This window comes from Polaribacter sp., assembly GCF_965660385.1.
Classification (GTDB): domain Bacteria; phylum Bacteroidota; class Bacteroidia; order Flavobacteriales; family Flavobacteriaceae; genus Polaribacter.
On sequence record NZ_CBFHZT010000033.1, the window covers coordinates 1 to 25,254 of the forward strand.

The 25,254-nt window shown below is 30.6% G+C and carries 20 protein-coding genes; 12 read left to right on the forward strand and 8 right to left on the reverse strand.

Features of this window, described 5'->3' with window-relative positions; genetic code table 11:
- The 3 genes from ACTG3V_RS10575 to ACTG3V_RS10585 all read left to right on the forward strand — a co-directional run.
- A partial coding sequence (locus tag ACTG3V_RS10575; RefSeq protein WP_439132133.1) for a tetratricopeptide repeat protein occupies nucleotides 1-946 on the forward strand: 946 nt, incomplete at its 5' end.
- A 1-nt stretch (nucleotide 947) separates the two neighbouring features.
- Nucleotides 948-1,718 (forward strand): DUF4292 domain-containing protein, encoded by a 771-nt coding sequence (locus ACTG3V_RS10580; RefSeq protein WP_439132134.1) that lies wholly within the window; start codon nucleotides 948-950, stop codon nucleotides 1,716-1,718.
- A gap of 44 nt (nucleotides 1,719-1,762) precedes the next feature.
- Nucleotides 1,763-2,956 carry a murein hydrolase activator EnvC family protein gene (locus ACTG3V_RS10585; protein ID WP_439132135.1) on the forward strand — a complete coding sequence of 398 codons (1,194 nt, stop codon included), beginning with the start codon at nucleotides 1,763-1,765 and terminating at the stop codon, nucleotides 2,954-2,956.
- A gap of 70 nt (nucleotides 2,957-3,026) precedes the next feature.
- Here the strand turns inward: ACTG3V_RS10585 and ACTG3V_RS10590 are convergent, their stop codons facing one another.
- The 3 genes from ACTG3V_RS10590 to ACTG3V_RS10600 are packed head-to-tail and all read right to left on the reverse strand — an operon-like array spanning nucleotide 3,027 to nucleotide 4,996.
- The gene (locus ACTG3V_RS10590) at nucleotides 3,027-3,527 is read right to left on the reverse strand and encodes a mechanosensitive ion channel domain-containing protein (protein ID WP_439132136.1); all 501 of its coding nucleotides are present in this window, start codon (nucleotides 3,525-3,527) and stop codon (nucleotides 3,027-3,029) included.
- Nucleotides 3,528-3,537: 10 nt separating this feature from the next.
- Entirely contained in the window at nucleotides 3,538-4,047 is a 510-nt protein-coding gene (locus ACTG3V_RS10595) for an acyl-CoA thioesterase (RefSeq protein WP_439132137.1), read from the reverse strand.
- A 43-nt stretch (nucleotides 4,048-4,090) separates the two neighbouring features.
- Complete coding sequence (locus ACTG3V_RS10600; RefSeq protein WP_439132138.1) at nucleotides 4,091-4,996, reverse strand: SPOR domain-containing protein; 906 nt, start codon at nucleotides 4,994-4,996, stop codon at nucleotides 4,091-4,093.
- Between the two features lie 96 nt (nucleotides 4,997-5,092).
- Here ACTG3V_RS10600 and dprA point away from each other — a divergent pair, with 96 nt between their 5' ends.
- Both dprA and ACTG3V_RS10610 read left to right on the forward strand, forming a co-directional pair.
- Nucleotides 5,093-6,196, forward strand: coding sequence for a DNA-processing protein DprA (gene dprA / locus ACTG3V_RS10605; RefSeq protein ID WP_439132139.1), 1,104 nt, complete (start codon nucleotides 5,093-5,095; stop codon nucleotides 6,194-6,196).
- Nucleotides 6,197-6,230: 34 nt separating this feature from the next.
- Nucleotides 6,231-7,298: a hypothetical protein gene (locus tag ACTG3V_RS10610; protein WP_439132140.1), complete on the forward strand. Its 1,068-nt coding sequence runs from the start codon at nucleotides 6,231-6,233 to the stop codon at nucleotides 7,296-7,298.
- Nucleotides 7,299-7,516: 218 nt separating this feature from the next.
- Here ACTG3V_RS10610 and ACTG3V_RS10615 read toward each other — a convergent pair whose 3' ends face one another.
- The 5 genes from ACTG3V_RS10615 to ACTG3V_RS10635 form a co-directional block, all read right to left on the reverse strand.
- Nucleotides 7,517-8,503, reverse strand: a complete 987-nt coding sequence (locus ACTG3V_RS10615) for an energy transducer TonB (RefSeq protein WP_439132141.1) — start codon at nucleotides 8,501-8,503, stop codon at nucleotides 7,517-7,519.
- A gap of 136 nt (nucleotides 8,504-8,639) precedes the next feature.
- Complete coding sequence (gene thrC, locus ACTG3V_RS10620) at nucleotides 8,640-9,923, reverse strand: threonine synthase (protein ID WP_439132142.1); 1,284 nt, start codon at nucleotides 9,921-9,923, stop codon at nucleotides 8,640-8,642.
- A gap of 89 nt (nucleotides 9,924-10,012) precedes the next feature.
- A complete protein-coding gene (locus tag ACTG3V_RS10625) occupies nucleotides 10,013-10,936 on the reverse strand; it encodes a homoserine kinase (RefSeq protein WP_439132143.1) in 924 nt (307 codons plus the stop codon).
- A gap of 92 nt (nucleotides 10,937-11,028) precedes the next feature.
- Nucleotides 11,029-13,467: a bifunctional aspartate kinase/homoserine dehydrogenase I gene (gene thrA, locus ACTG3V_RS10630; protein WP_439132144.1), complete on the reverse strand. Its 2,439-nt coding sequence runs from the start codon at nucleotides 13,465-13,467 to the stop codon at nucleotides 11,029-11,031.
- A gap of 307 nt (nucleotides 13,468-13,774) precedes the next feature.
- The gene (locus ACTG3V_RS10635) at nucleotides 13,775-15,337 is read right to left on the reverse strand and encodes a hypothetical protein (RefSeq protein WP_439132145.1); all 1,563 of its coding nucleotides are present in this window, start codon (nucleotides 15,335-15,337) and stop codon (nucleotides 13,775-13,777) included.
- A gap of 130 nt (nucleotides 15,338-15,467) precedes the next feature.
- Here ACTG3V_RS10635 and ACTG3V_RS10640 point away from each other — a divergent pair, with 130 nt between their 5' ends.
- From ACTG3V_RS10640 to ilvA, 7 genes are all read left to right on the forward strand, one after another.
- On the forward strand, nucleotides 15,468-16,643 hold the full coding sequence (locus ACTG3V_RS10640) for a 2-isopropylmalate synthase (protein WP_439132146.1): 1,176 nt from the start codon (nucleotides 15,468-15,470) through the stop codon (nucleotides 16,641-16,643).
- A gap of 14 nt (nucleotides 16,644-16,657) precedes the next feature.
- On the forward strand, nucleotides 16,658-17,779 hold the full coding sequence (gene leuB / locus ACTG3V_RS10645) for a 3-isopropylmalate dehydrogenase (protein WP_439132147.1): 1,122 nt from the start codon (nucleotides 16,658-16,660) through the stop codon (nucleotides 17,777-17,779).
- Between the two features lie 319 nt (nucleotides 17,780-18,098).
- Entirely contained in the window at nucleotides 18,099-19,775 is a 1,677-nt protein-coding gene (gene ilvD, locus ACTG3V_RS10650) for a dihydroxy-acid dehydratase (RefSeq protein WP_439132148.1), read from the forward strand.
- Between the two features lie 87 nt (nucleotides 19,776-19,862).
- On the forward strand, nucleotides 19,863-21,596 hold the full coding sequence (gene ilvB / locus ACTG3V_RS10655) for a biosynthetic-type acetolactate synthase large subunit (protein WP_439132149.1): 1,734 nt from the start codon (nucleotides 19,863-19,865) through the stop codon (nucleotides 21,594-21,596).
- A gap of 82 nt (nucleotides 21,597-21,678) precedes the next feature.
- Nucleotides 21,679-22,212: an acetolactate synthase small subunit gene (gene ilvN, locus ACTG3V_RS10660; RefSeq protein ID WP_439132150.1), complete on the forward strand. Its 534-nt coding sequence runs from the start codon at nucleotides 21,679-21,681 to the stop codon at nucleotides 22,210-22,212.
- Nucleotides 22,213-22,306: 94 nt separating this feature from the next.
- Nucleotides 22,307-23,782: a ketol-acid reductoisomerase gene (ilvC, locus tag ACTG3V_RS10665; RefSeq protein WP_439132151.1), complete on the forward strand. Its 1,476-nt coding sequence runs from the start codon at nucleotides 22,307-22,309 to the stop codon at nucleotides 23,780-23,782.
- Nucleotides 23,783-23,858: 76 nt separating this feature from the next.
- Nucleotides 23,859-25,121: a threonine ammonia-lyase IlvA gene (gene ilvA / locus ACTG3V_RS10670; protein ID WP_439132152.1), complete on the forward strand. Its 1,263-nt coding sequence runs from the start codon at nucleotides 23,859-23,861 to the stop codon at nucleotides 25,119-25,121.
- Nucleotides 25,122-25,254: the final 133 nt, after the last annotated feature.

Genomic DNA, 25,254 nt, shown 5'->3' on the forward strand with positions numbered 1-25,254 from the left:
AAAAACAAAAACAGCACCTTTTAAAACTGTTTTCTTTGTTTTATGGTGTGTTCTTTTTTCTCATGCCTCTTTTTCGCAAGATAGTATTCCTGAAAAGGAAGATGTAAATGAAGCAGCAGCATTAAAATTCCAGCAATTTTTTTTTAAGGCTTTATCTCAAAAATCAATTGGTAATCATCAAAAAGCTATAGAATTTTTAGAAAATTGTAATCAAATAATAGCCAATGATGTTGCCGTTTTTTTTGAGTTCTCTAAAAATTATTTTTCGCTCAATAACAACTTATTAGCAAAAGAATACATTCAAAGAGCATTAGCAAAAGAGACAAATAATGTTTGGATGTTAAAACACTTGGTTAAAATTCATCAAAAAGAAAGAAATTATAAAAAAGCAATTGAAGTACAACTAAAAGTTATAGCTGAGAACCCTAAAGAAAGAGCATACTTAGTGCGATTGTATGTGTATAATAGGCAGTTTGATAAAGCAATTTCTTTAATGAATGTATTGGAAAATGAAAATGCACTATCAGCTAACTTAAAAAAATTACGAAAGAATTTAGAAAATCGAAAAAAAATCATAAAAAAACTTGATAAGCCTAATGATGTTGCAGGATTAATTAATCAATTTGAATCGGATAAATCTTATGTAATTTTAGAAAAGATTTTAAAAATCTCTGAGGATAATCCTTCTCAATTATTAAAATATGCAAATGAAGGAATCTCTCTTTTCCCTGCACAACCTTATGTGTATCTGGTAAAAGCAAAAGCATTAAATACTCAGAAAAATCATAAACAGGCATTAACTACGTTACAGAATGGTATTGATTTTGTAATAGAAGATAAAATGGAGGTTGATTTTTATAAAGAAATGGCAAAAGCCTATAAGGGTTTGGGCAATGCTAAAGAAGAACATAAATATCAACAAAAAGCTAACAAATTAAAAAGCTAAAATGAAGTTTTTAAAATACATTCTCTTTTTTACAGTACTTTTTACATCTTGTAAAACAACCAAAAATATGATTGATGCCAATGCTATAGCAAAAAATATTTCTGCAAGAAAAGTTGCCAAAAAACACGTTGCTGCTAATTTTGATAAAAAAACAGTAGATGCCAAACTCAAGGTAAATTTTGATAATGGTAAAACCTCACAAGGATTAACTGTTAATTTAAAAATTAAGAAAGATGAGGTAATTTGGTTAAAAGGATCAAAGTTTTTAACCGTTTTTAAAGCTGAAATTACACCAACAACTGTGCGTTACTACTCCACAGTTTTTAAAAATTCTTTTGAGGGCGATTTTTCAATGATAGAAAAACTATTAGGGGTTGCAATTAATTTTGAACAGTTACAAAACTTGTTTTTAGGACAATCTTTATTAAATGTAAAAGAAATAGATCAAGAAGTAGAAATAGTTAATAATCGGTACATTTTATCACCAGAAAAACAAGCTGAATTGTTTGATATTTTTTTTACCATAAACCCTGCTCATTTTAAATTAGATGAACAAAATATTGTGAATACTGAAAAAAACTTACGATTAGATGTAAATTATCCTTCGTATAATTTAATTCAAAATACCGTGTTTCCATCTGCTGTAAGTATTATGGCAAAAAACCCAAAATCTGTAACTAAAATCGATTTAGTGTATAAATCAGTTGTTTTCGATACTGAGGTTTTTATGTCTTTTAATATGCCTAATTCATTAAAAAAGTTAAGTTTTTAATGCAATCTTTTAAGTTTTATATCTTCTTTGTTTTATTCATTTTGATGCATTTTTCTGTATTGGGTCAAACCAAAGCACAGTTAGAAAATCAACGAAAAAAATACAAATCAGAGATTGCTCAATTAAACAGATTGTTATCTACAGAGGTTAAAAAAGAAAAAAATGCGTTGGAATATTTAAACGATATCAATCAAAAAATTGATGTTAGAAATAAATTAATTAACACTATAAATTTAGAGGCAAAATTATTACTGAATGCAATTTCAAAAAACGAAACAAAACTTAACAAACTCAATAAAAACCTAGAAGTACTTAAGGCAGATTATGCTGAGATGATTTACAAGTCTTACAAAAGTAAATCGCAACAAAGTAGGGCTATGTTTTTATTGTCTTCACAAAATTTTTATCAAGCTTACAAACGCTTAGAATATATGAAGCAATACACCAAGTTTCGAAAAAAGCAAGGTGAAGAAATTGAGGTTCAAAAACAAGTAATAGAGAAATTAAACGATTCTTTATTGTATCAAAAAAAAGTAAAAGACACTTTAGTTTTAGTAGAAAAAAATCAAAAAAAAGAAATAGAGTCTGACAAGAAAAAACAAGAGAGTTTAATTGCTACCATTAAAAAGAAAGAAGGCAAATACAAACGAGAACTTAGGAAAAAGGTTAAAGAAGATAAAATTATTGCAGCGAGAATCGATAAAATTATTAAAGAAGAAATCGCTAAAGCAAATAGAATTGCAAGGGCAAAAAATAAAGACAAAAAGACGGTTTCTAAAACAAACACTAAATTTATTTTAAGTCCTGAGGCAAAAGCCTTAGCAGCAAAGTTTGAACAAAATAAAGGAAAATTACCTTGGCCAGTAAATGAAGGGTTAATTGTAAGAAGGTTTGGGGTTCAGCCTCACCCAATATTTCCAGGAATTACAATTAGTAGTCCAGGTGTTCATTTTGCAACATCAGAAGGAAGTGATGCAAAAGCTATTTTTGATGGAGAAGTATTAAATGTTTTAGTGGGTTCTGGTGGTACTAAAAATGTAATGATAAGACATGGTAGTTACATAACATCGTATAATAATTTAGAAAGTGCTTATGTTAAGAAAGGTGATCCAATAGCAACTGGCCAAAAAATAGGCAGTATTTTTAAAGACAAAGTAAAAAATAAAACAATATTGATATTTGTATTGTTTAAAAACACAACTCGTTTAAATCCGGCTTCTTGGATGGCTAAAAAATAGCTTTATTACTTTTTACCCTATTTTTTACAATAACTAATAAAAATGCTTTTGATTTGGTATCTGTTGCAAATTATTTGGTTTTATAGCTTATGTTTTTTTGCAGTATAATACTATTAGGAATGGTAATCATATGATTTTCATCTGTTTTTAAAGTGATAAAAAAAGCACCAATATCAATGATTTCGCCAACAGTATCATTATCTTTTTCTAGAATGGTTATGGTATCTCCTATTTTTACAGGATAATTGATAAATAAAATTAAACCTGCAGTAATGTTAGAGAGTAAAGACCATTGCGCAAAAAATGCAATCCCTAAAATGGTTAAAAAAGAAGAGATATACACAATGAGTTGTTTTTCATCTACACCCCAAATAAAGGCGATTAAAACAATTATTGTACAATAAATTAAGAAAGTTATAATCTTATAAATTACAACCATTCTAGATTTTTGAAAATCGAAATTAACACGGATTTTACGTAAAGATTTAGACGTTAAAAAACGAATTAAAATACCAAAGATTATAACAATAATCGATCCTATAATTTTATAATTACTTAAAAATTCGTACATACTCTTTTATTTATTTAAACAAAGCTTTTAATTCTGTAGCTTTATCTGGTTGCATTTTTCCGGCCAATATTAAACTAAGTTGTTTACGACGCAAAGCACCTTCAAAACGTTCCTTTTCTAAATCAGATTCAGGTATAATTTGAGGTATTTGTACAGGTTTTCCTGTTTCATCTACAGCTACAAAAGTATAGATACCTTCGTTTACTTTTGTTTTTTGTCCAGATTGTCGGTCTTCTATCCAAACATCAACATAAATTTCCATAGAAGATTTAAAGGCTCTCGAAACTTTTGCTTCTAAGGTAACCACACTACCTACAGGTACAGATTTATTAAAAGCTACATGATTTACAGATGCAGTAACTACTATTCTTGCAGAATGTCTTCTTGCAGCTATACTACAAGCTCTATCCATTCTTGCTAATAACTCACCTCCAAAAAGGTTGTCTAAATAGTTGGTGTCTCCAGGTAAAACTAAATCTGTAAGTACCGTTAAAGATTCTTTAGGTGTTTTTGCTTCCATCTTGTAAATTTGTACAAAGATAAGGATAGCCATGTAAAAAAGGTTATTTTTTTGTCAATAACCAAGCATCTTTAGAAACCGTTTTTTGTATTCTATACAGGTTATTTATCGCATCATTTCTATCAGCAAAACTATTAAAAGCAACTTCTGTTAACCCCCATTTGTTTACTCCTAAAATACTAGCATTATATCCTTGCTTTTTAAGTTGTTGTACTTTCTTTTTGGCATTTTCTGCAAACTGAAAAGCACCTGCTACAACATGGTAAGGTTTTGCTATTTTTTTAGAAACATTTAATTCAATGGTTGGTAAAGGGTTAGAGATTACAAATGTAGCTGCCTGTATTTTTTTCTCTAAAGCCTTTTCTTGTTTGGCTAATACTTCTTCTTGTTGGTTTTGTTGATAAGCATTGTTTGCAGCAAAACCTAATGTAAGTAAAATGGCAGCAGTAGCCGCATATTTAATAAATGCAGGAATTCCTTTTTGATTTTCTTTGTCTACAACAGGAATCAAAGGTTTTACAATTTCTTTAGGCCTTTGTATTGCTGGCGATTGTACAGCAGATAAACCGAATGATTCTGATAAATAATTAACGTTTGTGGTTGGTTCAAAAATAATTTTACCATCATTATTTAAGGTTAAAACACCAATATTACCAATTTCTAAAGGTTTTTTTTGAATTTCATTTTGCCATTTTATAACAGACAAACTAATGGCTGTAGCCGCTTTTTCAAAAGAAATTTGCTCAGCAGAGGCAATGTAATTGGCAAGCAAACCATCACTAACCTTTAAATGACTATTGAATGTAATTTGCTTTGATGGAGGATAGAAAATATGTGTATCCTTATTTAAATTAGCACCTTTTCTGTTGGTTACAAAACCACCAAAATCAGGTACAATAACACAATCGTATCTGTATAATAAATCGTTAATGTAGTTGGCTAATATCATATTAACAAAATTATAATATTTAGCAATAAAAAGAAGCTTTTAAGGTGATTTTTATTAACAAAAATTCGATATCTTGGTTATCAAATTGTTAGCGTTTTGAAAGAAGAAAAATTACTGGCTATTTTACGATTGCAAAAAAGTAAGGCTATTGGCGATATTCTTGCAAAAAAACTCATTGTTAAAGTAGGTGATGTTGAGCAAGTTTTTAAAGAAAAATCGGCTATTTTAGAAAAAATTAATGGTATTGGGGCATATGCACTTAAACATTTGTTTGATAAAGAAAACCTTAAAGCAGCAGAAAAAGAGCTTAATTATATCAATACCAATAAAATAGCCTACACTTATTTTTTAGAAGATGCATATCCCAAAAATCTACAAAATTGTATTGATGGGCCTATTATCTTGTTTAAGGATGGTAATATCAACTTAAAGAATCGTAAAATTGTTTCAATTGTTGGTACAAGAAATATGAGTTCTTATGGTAGAGATTTTACCAACAATTTAATTAAAGAGTTGGCAGTATACAACCCTATAATTGTAAGTGGTTTTGCTTATGGAGTTGATATTTGTGCACACAAAGCTGCTGTAAAAAACAACTTACAAACCATTGCTGTTTTAGCACACGGATTCGAAATAATTTATCCTAAAGTACATAAAAAATACATCCATCAATTAAATGAAAATGGCGGTTTTTTTACCGAATTTTGGAGTGAAGAACAACCACTAAGAGAAAATTTTTTAAAACGTAATCGTATTGTTGCTGGTATTTCTCAAGCTACCATAGTAATAGAATCTGCAGAAAAAGGAGGCTCTTTAGTTACTGCAGATATTGCAAATTCTTATCATAGAGATGTGTTTGCTGTGCCAGGCAGAACAACAGATATTTATAGCAAAGGTTGTAACAATTTAATTAAAAACAACAAGGCAAATGTGTTAAGCACACCAAATGATGTTGTACAATTATTAAACTGGGATATTAAACCAAACGCAACGAAACCAATTCAAAAACAATTATTTATAGAGCTAAATACAGACGAACAAAAAATTTATGATTATCTTCAAAAAAATGGTAAACAATTATTAGATGTTATCGCTTTAGACTGCGCAATTCCATTATTTCAATTGTCTTCAATATTATTACAAATGGAGCTAAAAGGTGTTGTGAAACCTTTGCCAGGAAAGATGTTTGAAACCATTTAAATATTACTATTTTTGTAGCATATGTGTAGAAATTATGACTGAAAATCAAAAATTAATATCTAAAAAAAAACCAACTTTTCCTATTAGTGAAGATTTGAACGAGTTTCTTACCAAATATAAAAGAAGCACCAAAATTAGTATTTTATACAACGATTTATTAAGATTTCAAGGATCTGTAAATGTTTATGATAAAAATGATGAAGATACACTTTGGATACGAACCTATTATTCTGAATGGGATAGGATTGAAATTGATAGAAGTTTAAAAAAAATATATACCATTTTACATTCAGATGGTAATGAAAGTACCATTCCTTTTTTAAATGTGGATGCTATTGATTATTGTACGTTTGGTAATTCTAAACCCTTTCGAATTAAAATTAGAAATATTTTAAACGATAATTTTACTTATTTCTACGTAAAAAAAGCAGATGCCTCTCGTGTTTATGGTTTAGAATTAGAGCATTTGTTATCACCTTATAACATCAACTATTTAGTATATAAAGATACTTTAGTGGAGGAGCATATTTCTGGTATTCCTGGAGATGATTTTATCAGAGATATTTTACCCAAATGTTCAAGGTCAGAAACTGCACAGATTGCAAAAGAATTTGTAAAGTTTAAAGAACGATGTATGATTCGTTTGTTAGGTGATATGCGTTCTTACAACTATGTAATAACACCCATTCATGATTTTGATAAAATTATCTACAAAATTAGAGCCATAGATTTTGATCAACAATCCTATGAAGGAAGTTTAAAAGTCTACAATTTACAGTTTATGAAAGAAAACTTTAAAATGGTAGAAATGGCAGGTGGTAGATTGCAAAATAGCTCTATAGAACAGTACAAAATAGAAGAACGCTCTTTTATAGCAAAAAGAATGATAACTACACCCAATAGAACTGCAAGAATTATTGAGTGTATGAAAAACGACACCATTTCTAAACCAGAAAATGTAGAGCAACTCAAAAAAGATTTAATTGGTTATGTGGGAGATGTAGAATTTAAAAAGTGCAAAAATATGGGAGAAGTTTTAGAAACCATACTTGCATTTGTAAAGCGAAATTACTTAGATATTAGAAATAAAGATTTGTTTTAGAAGCTATTTCCAGCTTTCCATTATATCTTTTTATGCTGAATTAATTTTAGCATCTCTTTATATGTAAGCATTATTTTTATGACCGCTAGCAGATCCAGAATCTAGTTTAGCATAAAAAGGATGCCATTTCAATCTGGGCTATACTTGTTTGCCTAATTTTTGAAGTTTTTTAAGTAAAAGCTTTTTGAAGTGCTATTGTTAGAGCTGCTAATAAAATACTATTCCTCCACTAAAAATGAAATAGGTAAAGTATATTTTGTTTTTACAACTTTACCAGCTTGTTTTCCAGGAATAAATTGAGGTAATTTTTGAAGTATTTTTCTAACTTCTTTTTCTATGTTAGTGTGTGGTGCTTTAACTTTTATAGCTGTAGTATTTCCATCTTTATCTATGGTAAATTGGGTAAATATTTTGTATTTTCCATTTTGTAAACCTAAATTTTTCATCACTGTTATATCAAAATTTTCTTGAATTATACTTTGAATTCTTTTATCAAAATATTTTTTTGCTGCTTCTTTAGTTAGGTTTTTTGATTCTTTAAATCTTGGAGCGTCTTCAATAATATACCCCATAATAATATCATCTTCAATTTCCTCATTATAATCAATATCGCCTTCTATTGTTAATTCTCCAGTAGTTTCAATGACTTCAATAATATCTTTAGTATTTTTTAAATTGTTGGTACTATCTTCTTTAACACCTGTTTCATAAATTGTAATTCCGATTGTAGAAATAGGAGTAGGTGGTATGCGAGTTGTTTTATTTTTCTCTGTTATGATGGTATCCTTTTTTAGGGGTCTTTTCAAAGAATCAATATTTTCTTTAATATTTTTTAAAGAATCTATAATAACAACTTCCTCAATTTTTTGTTTTTTTCCATCAGCATATTGACAACTAAAAAGGCTTGTGCCCATTACAAAGAATAATGACAACACAAATAATTTTTGAAATGGTAATTGTTGTTGAAAAGAAATTTGTGGTACTTCAATAACAATAGTATCGAGTTGTTTTTTGTAAAAATGGCCACAAATTCTTTGGCTTTTATGTTTTGTTACATAATTTTCAATTTCTTCTGTAGTTTTTTTAGTAAAATCAACCACTGTTTTAGAACATGAACTACAAAACCGACCTTTTTCTTTAGGTGTCATTGTATTCCAGTTTTCGTGACAAGGTTTAGGAATTGTAATTTTAAATTTTGAACTCATTATAGATTTTTTTGCAAAATGAAATCAAATAAGATGCCAAAGTTAAAATTTTGTTAATGCTTTGTATTCTATCATAAAAAAGTCCCTTTAGGTTTTAAAACCTGAAGGGACTATAAAAATCGAATTTTAATATTATTTAGTGCATTAAAAAAGCCTTCAAATCTTCGTAAGAACTCGCTTTAATAGCCACTTTTTTATTATTCATTACTTTTTGTATTTGCTCAGGTATTTCAACTTTTACGGGTAAAGTTTCTTCTACAACATCTAAAAACTTTACAGGATGAGCCGTTTCTAAAAACACCCCAAATTCATTTTCTTGCAGTCCATATTTTTTTAAACCTAAATAACCAACAGCTCCATGAGGATCTGCAACATATCCAGAATTTTCATAAATTTTCACCATGGTTTCACGAGTAGCATCATCCGTAAAACTATAAGAAGAAAATGATTTTTTTAAGGTTTCTAAATCATTGTCAAACAATTCTTGAATTCTTATAAAATTACTTGGGTTTCCAACATCCATAGCGTTAGAAATCGTTGCTTTAGATGGTTTTGGAGTATAAACTCCGTCTTTTAAATAGTTAGGTACTGTATCATTTACATTGGTTGATGCTACAAAATGTTTAATTGGTAAACCTAATTTTTGTGCCATAATTCCTGCACAAATATTACCGAAATTTCCACTTGGTACAGAAAACACAAGGTCTTTATGTTGTTTGTGTAACTCTTTGTAAGCAAAGAAAAAGTAAAACATTTGTGGTAACCAACGTGCAACATTTATAGAATTTGCAGAGGTTAATGTTCTTTGAATATCTGTATCTAAAAACGCCGTTTTTACCATATCTTGGCAATCATCAAAAACGCCATCAACTTCTAAAGCTGTAATGTTTTGTCCTAAAGTTGTGAGTTGTTTTTCTTGAATATCGCTTACTTTTCCTGATGGATATAAAATTACCACATTCACACCTTTTGCACCTAAAAACCCATTGGCAACTGCTCCACCAGTATCGCCAGAAGTAGCTACCAAAACAGTTACTTCATCGTCATTATCTTTGTTGAAATATTCTAAACATTGTGCCATAAATTTGGCGCCAACATCTTTAAAAGCCATGGTTGGACCATGAAACAATTCTAAAGAAGCAATATTTTCATCAACCTTAACCACAGGAAAATCGAAAGAAACTGTTTTGGCAATAATCTCTTTTAGTTTTTCAACCGGAATTTCATCACCTACAAATTGTTTAATCGCTTCAAAAGCAATTTCGTGATTGGAGTAATCAGAAATATTTTCAATAAAATCTTTTGACAATGGCGTAATATTTTCTGGGAAATAAATGCCTCTGTCTTTTGCTAATCCTTCTACAACTGCGTTTTTAAAAGTTGTGTTGGGCGATTTATGGTTTAAACTGTAATAGTTCATTTTTTATATTATATGTCATTGAGAGTTTACGAAGTAATCTGTAAAAAAAAAAAGAGATTACCTCAATCGTTCCTCTTTCGTAATGACGGTTAATTAATAATCTTTATGCCTTCGTGATTAATTTTTGAAATAAATAATTCAAAATCTATTCCTTTATTTCTATAGCTTTTTTCGATGGCATTGTACACATTTTCTGCACTATGATCTCCTTTACATAAGGCAAAAATTGTTGGTCCAGAACCACTGATTCCTGCGCCTAAAGCACCTGCTTTTTCAGCTGCGTTTTTTACATCATCAAAAAAGGGAATTAAATTTTTACGATGAGGTTCTACAACAATATCTACTAAAGAATTACTAATTAAATGATAGTCATTAGAATGTAAACCGCTAATTAAACCGCCAACATTTGCCCATTGTGTAACAGCATCTTTTAAAGGAATATTTTCTGGTAAAACATCTCTTGCATCTTTTGTTTTTACCTCAATTTGTGGATGAATGGCTACAACTCTTAATTCGTTAGGAACAGGTAGTTTTATGATATCTAAAGGATCGTAACTTTTAATCAATACAAAACCACCATAAATGGCAGCAGCAACATTATCTGCAATCGGGCTTCCGCAAGCAACTTCTTCGCCAAACATGGCAAATTTTGTCAATTCAATAGTATTATAAACATCACCCAACAATTTATTGGCACCAAAAGCAGCACCAGCAGCACTTGCAGCAGAGCTTCCTAAACCACTTCCAGGAGAAAACCCTTTATGAATGGTTAAGTTAATTCCGAAATCTGCATTGACTTCTTGCAACATTTTTTGTACTACAGCACTTGCAGCGTTTTTGTTAACATCATATGTTAAATCGGCTCCTGTAATACTTGTAATTTCTACTCTTTTATGAGGTGTTTTTACAAAGGTCATTTCATCACCAATGTTGTCTACAGCAAATCCGAGAGAATCGAATCCGCAGGAAACATTAGCGACTGTAGCAGGAGAAAATATTTTTAAATAATCCATTTTTTGTTTATTAAAAAATTAAAAAATTCAAAGATTAAGAGAGTATTAAAATTTCAGTTTTGAATTCTTTAATCATTTCATTTTTTAATAATTTATTGATTAGCAATTCGTATTACATCTGCAAAAATACCAGACGCAGTTACATCTGCTCCAGCACCAGCGCCTTTTATAATTAAAGGATTTTGAGGATATCGTTCTGTAAAAAATAAAACAATATTATCACTACCTTCTAAATTATAAAAAGGGTGTGAAGCTGGTATATGTTGTAAACCAACATTGGCTTTACCATCTTTAAATTCAGCAACATATTTTAAACGACAATCTTTGTCATTCGCTTCTTTAAATATGTTCTGAAAATGCGCTTCATTTTTGGTTAGCGACAGATAAAAATCATCATTATTAGTAGTGTTTAAAGTTTCCTTAGGCAAAAAGGCATTGTTTTTAATATCTTCTAACTCTAACGTGTACCCACTTTCTCTGGCTAAAATTAAGATTTTTCGAGCTACATCAACACCACTTAAATCAATTTTTGGGTCAGGTTCAGTAAATCCTTCTGCTTGTGCTTGGGCAACCACATCATGAAAGGTGATGTTTTCATTAAAATTATTGAATACAAAATTTAAACTTCCAGATAAAACCGCTTGAATCTTATGAATTTGATCTCCAGAATTTACTAAATTTTTAAGTGTATCTATTATAGGTAAACCTGCACCAACATTAGTTTCAAATAAAAACGAAGCATTGTATTTTTTTGAAACTTCTTTTAACTTTTTATAGTTATCAAATTTAGAAGCACAAGCAATTTTATTACAGGTAACTACAGAAATGCTATCTCTTAAATACTTTTCATAAACCTCAGAAACTTGTTGATTTGCAGTATTGTCTATAAAAACACTATTTCTTTGATTGCTTTCTTTTACTTTTTTGTGGAAATTATCTAGGCTTGTTGGTTCTCCATTTTCTAAAAGTTCTTTCCATTTTTTTAGATTGATGCCAGAATTGTCAAAAACCATTTTTCGAGAATTTGAAATTCCGATTACCCTAATATTTAATTTTAAATTTTCTTTTAAAAATTTCTTCTGTTGATGAATTTGTGCTAAAAAGCGTTCGCCAACATTACCAACACCAGTTACAAAAAGATTTAGTTGTTTGGTTTTTTCTTCAAAAAACTGTTCGTGTAAAGTGTTCAGTGCTTTTTTTGCATCGCTTTTATTAATAACAGCAGATATATTTTTTTCTGATGAACCCTGTGCAATGGCTCTTACATTTACGTTGTTTTTACCTAAAGCGCTAAACATTTGTCCACTCAAGCCTTGGTAGTTTTTCATGCTCTCACCAACTACAGCAATAATCGCCAAATCATTTTCTACAATTACTGGTTTAATCTTTTTACGTGCAATTTCTACACTAAAAGTGTCATCTAAAAGCGTTTTTGCTTTTTGGGCATCATTTTCATAAACGCCAACACAAATAGAGTGTTCTGAAGAAGCTTGGGTAATAAATATTACATTAATTTTTGCAACAGAAAGGGTTTCAAACAAACGTTTAGAAAAACCAGGAATTCCAATCATTCCTCCACCTTCTAAGGTAATTAAACTAATATCGTCTATATGAGAAATTCCTTTTACTTCATGTGCATTTTCAGGATCGTTAGAAATTAAAGTTCCAGGATTTTCAGGATCAAATGTGTTTTTAATTCTGATTGGAATGTTTTTACGTAAGGCTGGTTGAATTGTTGGTGGATATAAAACTTTTGCTCCAAAATGAGACAATTCCATGGCTTCTTCATACGAAATTTCTGAAATAGGAAAAGCTTGTTTTACCACTCTCGGATTTGCAGTATACATTCCAGAAACATCTGTCCAGATTTGTAATTCATTAGCATCTAAAGCTGCAGCAAAAATTGCAGCTGAAAAATCAGAACCACCTCTTCCTAAAGTGGTCGTTTCTTCTGCGGTATTAGAAGAAATAAATCCGCCTAAAAGGGTAACTTTATGTTGGTTATCGTGAAAAAATATAGCAATATTTTTATTTGTAACTTCAAAATTTACTTGTGCATTTAAATACTCATCATTAGTAATAATTAAATCTCTACTTTCTTTATGAGTTGCATCTAGAGTTTCTTTAGCAGCATTAGCAATAATATAAGACGATAATCTTTCGCCAAAACTAGAAACTTTTGCTAATGTTTTGTTTGATAATTCTTGCAATAAAAAAACACCTTCGTAAATAGATTGTAACCTATTAAAAAGTAAAGTTACTTCTTCAGAAACTTCTTTTGTATTGGTGCTAATTAAATCATTGATAACTTGAAAATGAAGCTCATGAATACCTTTTAAAATTTCTTTTGCCTCGTTGATATCTTGTAAGGCAGCATTTGCGCCTGCTAATAATTGATCTGTAGTTTTACCAAATGCAGAAACTACAACTGCTACTTTTTGTTCTTCTGATGTTTTGGCTATAATGCTTAAAACTTGTTTTATTTTTTCTGAATTGGCTACTGACGAGCCTCCGAATTTTAGTACTTTCATCTTTAAAATGATAAATAGTTTGTAATGTTTTTATAAAGATATTTCGATTTGTACGAAACAATAATTAACCTTGATGATATGAATATAGCAGAACCCCTAAAGGGTAATAGTTGTGCGAATTATAGTGTTCATAGAAATACATACTACAGGCGTAGTTTTAGAAGAATCTGTATTTAATTTAAGTAAATTCACCTCACAAAAATAGAAGTATTATTTATTTTGATGGGTTTAGATGCTAATTATTTTAAATAAATATTCAATTTATATGGAATTCTTAAAAATAAATTAAATAAATTAAAATAATTTATTATTTAACTAAATTTCTTGATTTTTCTTTAATAATTAAAGCAATTGGTTTGTTTTGTATTTTACTTTCTAACCAAGATAAGATATCTAGGTATAAAAAAGCTCTTTTTTCATAAGGATGATCTTCAAACTGTTTTAGTTTTGCATGTATTTTTTTGAATTCGTTCTTAATTTCATGAGGAAAAACATCACTTAAATCTCGAATAGAAGTTAAGAATATTTTTTGTACCTCTTGCAAGTTTTCCATTTTTAAAAGAAACTTATAGGTGTCTAAAAACTGCCTTTCTAAGTCGTAATCTAAGCCACATTCATAGTGTGCAATCAAATTTAAAATACGTGCAAAACATTGCAGATCTTCTGCCGAACTTAAGTTTTTAGAACGTATAATTTTTTGCAAATAGGCAATACAAAGCTTGTTTTTACCCATGCCAAAATATAAGCAAGCAATTTTGTAATAAAGCATTACAATGTAATGATTATCTAACCTGTTTTTATATTCTTCTATTTTTTGGTTGATGATTTCAACTAAATATTCGCCTTCAGAAAAAGTAGCCTCTAAAAAATGTAAATGCAGTTTATTAGCATACAAATATTCGAAAATTAGGAGTTCTGTATTGGCATTTGAAGGAATTATTTTCTGCTCTATTTCATTTTCAAAAGCAATTAATTCTTTTTTAAAAGTAGATCGTTTTTTAACAAAAAAAGACGCCTCTAGTAAATAATTAATCCCTTTTAGGTAAAATACAGGATGTTGTGTCACGTGTCTTTTATCCTCTTTAAATAAATCTACCCATTTTCTTGCATATTTGTAACTCTGTAAAAAATCTTGAGTTAAAAAACTATACCATAAGTGCGATTTGTAGAGCCATAATTTTTCTCTAAAACCCAAATCTTCGAAATTATACTTTGGTAATCTTTTATGAAAATATTGATTAATAAACTCTAACTCTTCGTTGTTTTTTACATAACCATTTTGTAATAAATGGCTGTATAATTGTAAAGATAAATTTGATAGTTTGCTTGCAATTACGTTTTGCTGACTTAGTGTTTTTGCTTGCACTGAAAGTTGATCAGCTCTATTGCTTAAACTTCTGGTAATATATTGAGTTTCAATTACTTTTTCAAGTTCAACAATTTCGTAAGCAATATTTTTTTCTTCGTTTTCAAGAGCTAAATTTTTAGCTTTATCTAATAATTTTAAGCTTTGTTTGTATAATCCTTTTTGATATAAAACTGTGGCAAAATCTAATTGTTCTCGAACCTGAATTCTGATGTTTTTATGAGCAGGATTTAGTCTTAAACTAATCAAAATCTGTTTATACAAATGTGCCTTTAAGTTCGATAATTGTTGTTTAGAAACAATGCCACTATTAATGATCACTTTTTCATCATAAGCTTTTAATTTTTCTAAAAACTTGAAAAGCGAGAAAAATTTAGCATCAATATTACCACCTAATCTACCAACATAAAGGTTAAATTGTCGCTTTTCAGACTTCGTTAAAGACTTGATAAGCACAAATAGAGCATCGTTTTGATTATTGACTGATGTAGTATTTTTAGTCATATATTGTTGATAGTAAAATACTTATGATTTTATGCAGTGCATTAGAAATCGTATAGGACTGTAAAAATAACCATTTTTTATCCTTCAATTATATACATTTGATTAAATATAAAGATAATCTTTACAAATTATGCAAGATAATAAAGTTCAAATTTTTGATACAACCCTAAGAGATGGAGAGCAAGTGCCAGGTTGTAAGTTAGATACCAAACAAAAATTAGTAATTGCTGAAAGATTAGATTTGCTAGGTGTAAATGTTATTGAGGCAGGTTTTCCTGTTTCTAGTCCTGGAGATTTTAATTCGGTAACAGAAATAGCGAAGATTGTAAAAAATGCAACAGTTTGTGGATTAACCAGAGCTGTTGAAAATGATATAAAAGTAGCAGCAGAAGCTTTGAAATTTGCAAAGCATCCAAGAATTCATACTGGTATTGGTACAAGTGATTCTCACATTAAATTTAAGTTTAAATCATCAAGAGAAAAGGTGATTGAAAGAGCTGTAAAAGCAGTTTCATATGCAAAATCTTTTGTAGAAGATATAGAGTTTTATGCAGAAGATGCTGGTAGAACAGATAATGAATATTTAGCAAGAGTTTGTGAAGAAGTAATTAAAGCAGGCGCTACAGTTTTAAATATTCCAGATACTACAGGATATTGTTTGCCAGAAGAATATGGTGCCAAAATGAAATATTTAAGAGAAAATGTAAAAGGAATCGAAAACGTAATTCTTTCTTGCCACTGTCATAACGATTTGGGTATGGCAACTGCAAATTCTATTGCAGGTGTTATTAATGGTGCACGTCAAATTGAATGTACTATTAATGGAATTGGAGAACGCGCAGGAAATACAGCTCTAGAAGAAGTTGTAATGGTGCTAAAGCAACATCCATATTTAAATTTAGAAACTAGCATCAATACAAAATTATTGTACGATACTTCTATCATGGTTCGTGAAAGTATGGGAATGCCTGTACAACCCAATAAAGCTATTGTTGGGGCTAATGCGTTTGCACACAGTTCTGGAATTCATCAAGATGGTGTCATAAAAAATAGGGAAACCTACGAAATTATGGATCCAGAAGATGTAGGTGTTACAGAAAGTGCTATAGTTTTAACAGCTAGAAGTGGTAGAGCAGCTTTAGCATATAGAGCTAAAAAAATTGGCTATGAATTAACCAAATTACAATTAGATGCAGCCTATACCTCTTTTTTAGATATGGCAGATCAGCAAAAAGAAATTAAAGATAACGATATTCATGCCATTATGAAAGAGGTTAATAAGACCTCTAAAATTGCAATGGCATAAAAGCATAATTAGTTATGAAACACACAATTGCAGTAATATCAGGAGATGGAATAGGTCCAGAGGTGGTTGCGCAGGCAAAAAAAGCATTAGATGCAGTTGCAGAAGCTTATGACCATATTTTTTTATACAAAGAAGCTAAAATCGGAGCTTGTGCAATAGAAGCAACTGGAGATCCTTTACCAAAGGAAACTTTAGAAATTTGCGAAAATGCAGATGCTATTTTATTTGGGGCTGTGGGTGATATTAAATATGATAATGATCCTAGTGCTAAAATACGTCCAGAACAGGGTTTACTGCGTTTAAGAAAAGAGTTGGATTTGTACTGTAATGTTAAGCCAGTAAAAGCTTATGACAATTTAATTTACAATTCACCTTTAAAAAGAGAAGTGGTTAAAGGAACCGACTTTATGATTTTTAGAGAGTTAAGTGGTGGAATATATTTTGGGAATAAAGAGTTAAGTAAAGATGAAAAACATGCTTTTGATACCTGTGTTTATTCAGTTGAAGAGATTTCCAGAACTGCTCATTTAGCATTTAAAGCGGCACAGAATAGAAATAAAAAAGTAACATTAGTTGATAAAGCAAATGTTATGGAAACCTCTCGTTTGTGGCGTAAAACTGTAGCTAAAATAGCTGAGGAATACAAAGACGTTACCTTAGAATATTTGTTTATTGATAACGCAACAATGCAGTTAATTTTAAACCCAAAACAATTTGATGTAATTTTAACAGAGAATCTTTTTGGTGATATTATTTCTGATGAAGCCAGTGTAATTTCAGGTTCCATTGGGTTGCTAGCATCCTCTTCTGTAGGAGAAAGAAATGCGTTGTTCGAACCAATTCATGGTACTTATTACGAAGCAAAAGGTAAAAATATTGCAAATCCATTAGCATCAATTTTATCTGCAGCAATGTTGTTGTATCATTTAGGATTAAATGAAGAAGCAGATGCTATTGAAAGAGCTGTGGAAAAATCAATTGCTTTAGGCATTACAACAAAAGATATTAAACGCAAAACGCAAAAATCTACAACTACCTCAAAAGTAGGAGATTTTATTGCGGATTATATCACAAATCAAGATGATAGCAATATGAATTTTCAAAATATTCATATGGGGCAAAGCACTATCATTTAAAATGATATTATTTTTAACTCGAATGAAAACTAAAATAGTTAATAGTGTTTTAATTTTAAAAGTCATCGTAATTCGCACGAGTTGATTAGGAAGAGTATGTAAAATATCAATTTAAATTCAACCTTCCTTTAAAAAGTGGAAGGTTTTTTATTGCATTTATTTCAATACTTGAATGTCATAATTAAAATATATTAAAAATTTGTATATCAAAGTATTAAGTGTATTTTTTAACATCTGAAATTAAAGAATGGTATTGAATTAAATACATCAAAACATCAGAAATAGAATAATTTAGTCAATAAATAGAATAAAATAGTAAATGAAACTCAACAAACACAGTAGCAGATTAACGCAAGACGAATCACAGCCAGCATCACAAGCTATGTTGTATGCTGTAGGTTTATCAGAAGAAGATATGCATAAAGCGCAAATTGGTATTGCTAGTACTGGTTATGATGGTAATCCTTGCAATATGCACTTAAACCGATTGAAAGATGAGGTCAAGGTAGAGTGTAAAATTGCTGATATGGTTGGTTTAGGATTCAATACAATTGGAGTTTCAGATGGTATTTCTATGGGGACTTCAGGTATGAATTACTCATTAGTTTCAAGAGATATTATTGCAGATTCTATAGAAACTGTAATGAACGCACAAAGTTACGATGGCTTAATTGCAATTGTTGGTTGTGACAAAAATATGCCTGGAGCTGTAATTTCAATGTTGCGTTTAAATCGTCCATCAATAATGATGTATGGTGGTACTATCGCTTCTGGAAATTACAAAGGAAAAAAATTAAATATTGTTTCTGCTTTTGAAGCTTTAGGGCAAAAAGTAGCTGGAGAAATTGAAGAAGATGAGTACAAAGAAATCATTAAAAGAGCAATTCCAGGTGCTGGTGCTTGTGGTGGTATGTACACTGCAAATACAATGGCTTCTGCTATAGAATGTATGGGGTTTGCATTGCCTTACAATTCATCAATTCCTGCAGAAAATCCTAATAAATTATCAGAATCAGAAAGACACGCAATAGCCATTAAAAACTTGTTAGAGAAAGATTTAAAACCTTTGGATATTATCTCTAAAAAATCTATAGAAAATGCAATTGCCTTGGTAAACGCTTTAGGTGGTTCTACAAATGCTGTATTACATTTCTTAGCGATTGCACACGCTGCTGATATTGATTTTACCTTAGAAGATTTTCAAAGAGTTTCAGACAGAACACCCTTAATTGCTGATTTAAAACCATCTGGTAAATATTTAATGGAAGATGTACATGGAGTTGGTGGTACACCTGCAATTATGAAGTATTTATTAGATAATGGATATTTACATGGAGATTGCATGACAGTTACTGGAAATACTTTAGCCGAGAATTTAGCGGATGTTGAAGCAATGGAATTTGAAGATCAAGACGTAATTTTTCCTACGGATAAAGCACTGAAATCCTCAGGAAACTTGCAAATTTTGTACGGAAACTTAGCTGAAGAAGGAGCAGTTGCAAAAATATCAGGTAAAGAAGGTTTGTTGTTTGAAGGAAAAGCAGTGGTGTATGATGGTGAACAAGCAGCAAACACAGGAATTTCAAATGGTGAAGTAGAAAGAGGTGATGTAGTCGTCATTAGGTATGTAGGTCCAAAAGGAGGTCCAGGAATGCCAGAAATGTTAAAACCAACTTCGTTAATTATGGGAGCAGGTTTAGGTAAATCTGTAGCATTAATTACAGATGGACGTTTTTCTGGAGGTACTCACGGTTTTGTGGTAGGTCATATTACACCAGAAGCGCAAACTGGAGGTGCAATTGGATTGATTGAAACCGGAGATAAAATCAGAATTAGTGCAGAAGACAACTCTATAAACGTTTTAATTTCTGATGAAGAATTGGCAGAAAGAAGAGCAAAATGGACAGCTCCAGAACCAAAGCATAAAAAAGGAATTTTATACAAATACGCAAAATATGTAGCATCTGCATCTAAAGGATGTGTTACAGATTTGTAAAAAGAATAAAGAAACAAGAGAAAAGAAAATAGAAATTAATAGACTAAAGTCTTTCTTTTCTTTCTTCTCTAATCTAAAATAAGAAATATGGAAACACAAACCATAAATAAACAACAGCAAACTACCAAAACTACAGAGCGTATTTCTGGTAGCGAGGCAATTGTAAGATGTTTAATAGAAGAAGGAGTAGACATTTTATACGGATATCCAGGTGGAGCAATTATGCCTGTTTATGACGAATTGTACAAATATCAAGGCAAAATTCACCATGTGTTAACACGTCATGAGCAAGGAGCAACACATTCTGCTCAAGGATATGCAAGAATTTCTGGAAAAGTAGGGGTTGCAATAGCTACGTCTGGTCCAGGTGCTACCAACTTAATTACTGGTATTGCAGATGCACAAATAGATTCTACACCAATGGTTTGTATCACTGGTCAAGTTGCGTCTCATTTATTAGGGAGTGATGCGTTTCAAGAAACAGATATTGTTGGTATTTCAACACCAGTTACAAAATGGAATATACAAGTTACAAAAGCAGAAGATATACCAGCAGCAATTGCAAAAGCATTTTACATTGCAAAAAGCGGAAGACCAGGTCCTGTTTTAGTTGATATTACTAAGGATGCTCAATTTGATGAGTTTGATTTCTCATATGAAAAATGTACACAAATAAGAAGTTATAAACCAGTTCCAGAAACTGATATTTCTAAAGTAGAGGAAGCTGCTGCAATAATTAATAGTGCTAAAAAACCATTAATTGTTTGGGGACAAGGAGTAATTTTAAGTGAAGCAGAAGAGCAGTTAAAAGCAGTTGTTGAAAAAGCAGGAATTCCTGCAGCTTGGACTATTTTAGGTGCTTCAGCAATTCCAACTTCTCATCCGTTAAATGTGGGGATGGTTGGTATGCATGGAAATTATGCACCAAATATGTTAACCAATGAGTGTGATGTTTTAATTGCCATTGGGATGCGTTTTGACGATCGTGTAACAGGTAGTTTAGATACGTATGCAAAACAAGCAAAAGTTATTCATTTTGAAATTGATCCTGCAGAAGTAGACAAAAATGTAAAAACGGATGTTGCAGTTTTAGGTGATGCTAAAGTAAGTTTAGAAATGTTGTTACCATTATTAAATGAAAATAAACATTCAGATTGGCATCAAAAATTCAAAGATTTATATCAAATAGAATACGATAAAGTTATTAAAAACGATCTATATCCAACAAAAGAAGGTTTAACCATGGCTGAGGTGTTGAAAGAAATCAACATACAAAGTGAAGGAAAAGCTGCTATTGTAACAGATGTTGGTCAACATCAAATGGTAGCTTGTAGATATGCAGATTTTAATGTATCTAAAAGTAATATCACCTCTGGTGGATTAGGAACCATGGGCTTTGGTTTGCCAGCAGCAATTGGTGCAAAAATGGCGGCTCCAGAACGTGAAGTAGTTTCTATTTCTGGTGATGGTGGTTACCAAATGACCATTCAAGAATTGGGTACTATTTTTCAACAAAAAGCAGCTGTAAAAGTTGTGGTGTTAAACAATGATTTCTTAGGGATGGTTCGTCAATGGCAACAGTTATTTTTTGACAAACGATATGCATCTACAGAAATGGTAAATCCTAATTTTGTGGCAATTGCAGAAGGATATTACATCAAAGCCAAAAAAGTGACAAAACGAGAAGAATTAGCGCCAGCAGTAAAAGAAATGATGGAAAGCAAAGAAGCGTATTTCTTAGAAGTTTGTGTAGAAAAAGAAGATAATGTATTTCCTATGATTCCATCAGGAGCAAGTGTTTCTGATATCAGATTGGAGTAGATGTGGTTTTTAGTTTTTGGTTGTTAGTTCTTGGTTATTGAACTTTTCAACTTTAAACTTTATAACTTTAAACAGTAAAGAAATGAGTACAGAAGAAAAACAATTATATACAGTATCTATTTATACTGAAAATAATATTGGATTGTTGAACAGAATTTCAGCAATTTTCCAAAGAAGACACATCAATATAGAGAGTTTAAATACCTCTCCTTCAGAGATAGAAGGTGTTTCAAAATTTACCATTGTTGTGAATATTGATGAGGTAAACATTAAAAAAATTATTGGTCAGATAGAAAAACAAGTAGAAGTAATTAAAGCGTATTACCATCGTCTTGATGAAATTATTTATCAAATAGCTGGTTTGTTTAAAATTAAATCTGAATTATTATTCGAAGAACGCCAAATTCAAAATATCATTAAAGAAAGTAATTCGAGAATCGTAACTGTAAATAGAGAATTTTTTGTGCTAGAAAAATCAGGAAAAAAAGAGGAAATTGTTGAGTTATACAATCAATTAGCTCCTTTTGGAATCATGCAGTACACACGATCTGGTTTAATTGCAGTGACCAAAGAAGAAATGAAAATATCATCATTATTAGCATCATACAACAACTAAAAATTAAAATTCGAGAATAGAATACAGACTAAAGAATATTGAGATAAATCAATTGCTTCTTTTTTCTTTTCTCTTCTCAAAAAACAATCAAAAAATGTCAAATTATTTTAACACATTAACATTAAGACAAAAATTAGAGCAATTAGGGAAATGTCGTTTTATGGATTCTTCAGAATTTGAAGATGGTGTAAACGCACTAAAAGGCAAGAAAATTGTTATTGTGGGCTGTGGAGCACAAGGTTTAAATCAAGGTTTAAACATGAGAGATTCTGGTTTAGATATTTCTTATACACTAAGACAAGCTGCTATCGACCAAAAAAGAGAATCTTATGTAAATGCAACTTCTAATGATTTTGCAGTAGGTACTTATGAAGAGTTGCTACCAACAGCAGATTTGGTTATCAACTTAACACCAGACAAACAACACACCAATGTTGTAAAAACAGTAATGCCTTTAATGAAAAAAGGAGCAACATTATCGTATTCTCATGGTTTTAATATTGTAGAAGAAGGGATGCAAATTCGTGAGGATTTAACCGTAATTATGGTGGCTCCAAAATGTCCAGGTTCTGAAGTTAGAGAAGAATATAAAAGAGGATTTGGTGTACCAACGTTAATTGCTGTGCATCCAGAAAACGATCCAGAAAATAAAGGATGGGATCAAGCAAAAGCCTATGCAGTTGCCACTGGTGGTCATAGAGCAGGTGTTTTAGCATCTTCGTTTGTGGCTGAGGTAAAGTCAGATTTAATGGGAGAGCAAACTATTTTATGTGGTTTGTTACAAACAGGTGCAATTTTATCTTTTGATAAAATGGTAGCAGAAGGAATTGATGCTGGCTATGCAGCAAAATTAATTCAATATGGTTGGGAAACTGTAACAGAAGCTTTAAAGCACGGAGGAATTACAAATATGATGGACAGATTGTCTAATCCTGCAAAAGTAGAAGCATTCCGTTTATCAGAAGAATTAAAAGACATTATGCGTCCATTGTTCCAAAAACATATGGATGATATTATGACAGGTCATTTCTCTAAAACAATGATGGAAGATTGGGCAAATGACGATAAAAACCTATTAACTTGGAGAGCTGCTACTGGTGAAACTGCTTTCGAAAAACAAGAGATAACTACAGATGAAATTTCTGAACAAGAATATTTTGATCACGGAACTTTATTAGTTGCTTTTGTAAGAGCTGGTGTAGAATTGGCTTTTGAGGCAATGACAGAATCAGGCATTATAGATGCTTCTGCATACTACGAATCATTGCACGAAACGCCATTAATTGCAAACACCATTGCTCGTAAAAAGTTATTTGAAATGAATCGTGTAATTTCTGATACAGCAGAATATGGATGTTATTTATTTGATCATGCTTGTAAACCTTTATTAGCAGACTTTATGAAAACAGTTTCTACAAATGTAATTGGTAAAAAATTCTCAGATTCTAATGATGTAGATAATCAAGAATTAATTAGAATTAATAAAATTATTAGAAATCATCCTGTTGAAAAAGTAGGTGAAACATTAAGAGCTTCTATGACAGCAATGAAAGTGATAAAATCTGCTTAAAAATAATTTCCCCCAATTTTATATAAAACCTGTTAAATTGAAAAGTTTGACAGGTTTTCTTTTATAAATTTGCCTTATGCAAACAAAACAAACCTATCTTCCTAATTTAAAAAATATTGAACAAGCTGCTAAGAATTTAGAAGGTGTTGCTTTAAAAACTCCGCTAAGCTTAAATACAAACCTTTCAAAAGAATTTGGTGCAAATATTTTTTTTAAAAGAGAGGATTTACAAGTTGTGCGTTCGTATAAAATTAGAGGGGCTTACAACAAAATGTCTTCTTTAAATGAAGACGAAAAACAAAGAGGTATTGTTTGTGCAAGTGCAGGAAATCATGCACAAGGTGTGGCTATGTCCTGTAAGTTGTTAAAGATTCATGGTACCATTTTTATGCCATCACCAACACCTAATCAAAAAATAAATCAAGTAAAAATGTTTGGTGATTCGTTTATCAATATTGTAATTGAAGGCGATACTTTTGATGATGCGTATAATGCAGCTAAACAAGAATGCGATTTAAAAAAGAAAACCTTTATTCATCCTTTTGATGATGAAAAAGTTATTGAAGGTCAAGCAACTGTTGGGTTAGAAATTATAAATCAAACTGATCAAAAAATAGATTATGTTTTTGTTCCCATTGGAGGTGGAGGATTATCATCAGGATTATCATCCGTATTTAGAAACCTATCACCAGAAACAAAAATTATTGGTGTAGAACCAGAGGGTGCACCATCAATGTTAACGTCAATCAATAATAAAAGAAACACTGCTTTACATACCATAGATCCTTTTGTTGATGGTGCTGCAGTTAAAAAAGTGGGCGACTTAAATTTTGCCATTTGTCTACAAAATTTAGAAAAAGTAATTACAGTTCCAGAAGGTAAAATATGTCAGACTATTTTAGATTTGTATAATAAAGACGCTATTGTTGTGGAACCAGCAGGCGCTTTAAGTATTGCTGCTTTACATCTTTTTGCTGATGATATTAAAGGTAAAAATGTGGTTTGTGTAGTAAGTGGTAGTAATAATGATATTACAAGAACTGCAGAAATTAAAGAAAGAGCGCTATTGTATGCCAATTTAAAACACTATTTTATTGTAAAATTTCCACAAAGAGCAGGAGCTTTAAAAGAGTTTGTGGCAGAAATTCTGGGGCCTAATGATGATATAACTCATTTTCAATATACTAAGAAAAATAATAGAGCTAATGGCTCTGCTGTAGTGGGCTTAGAATTAACATCATCTAAAGATTTAGCACCTTTAATAAAAAGAATGAAAGCAAATAATTTTTTTGGTGATTACTTAAATGATAAACCAGATTTATTTCAGTTTTTGGTTTAAGCGACAAATTTTTAATTAATATAGCGAAAAACTTACGCAATGCTTTTCGTGATTAATTGATAGATTTGACAGAAAATTCTCGTATTTTTTGTTAATTTGATACAAGTAATTTAATTCTTTTCAAAAGAATTGA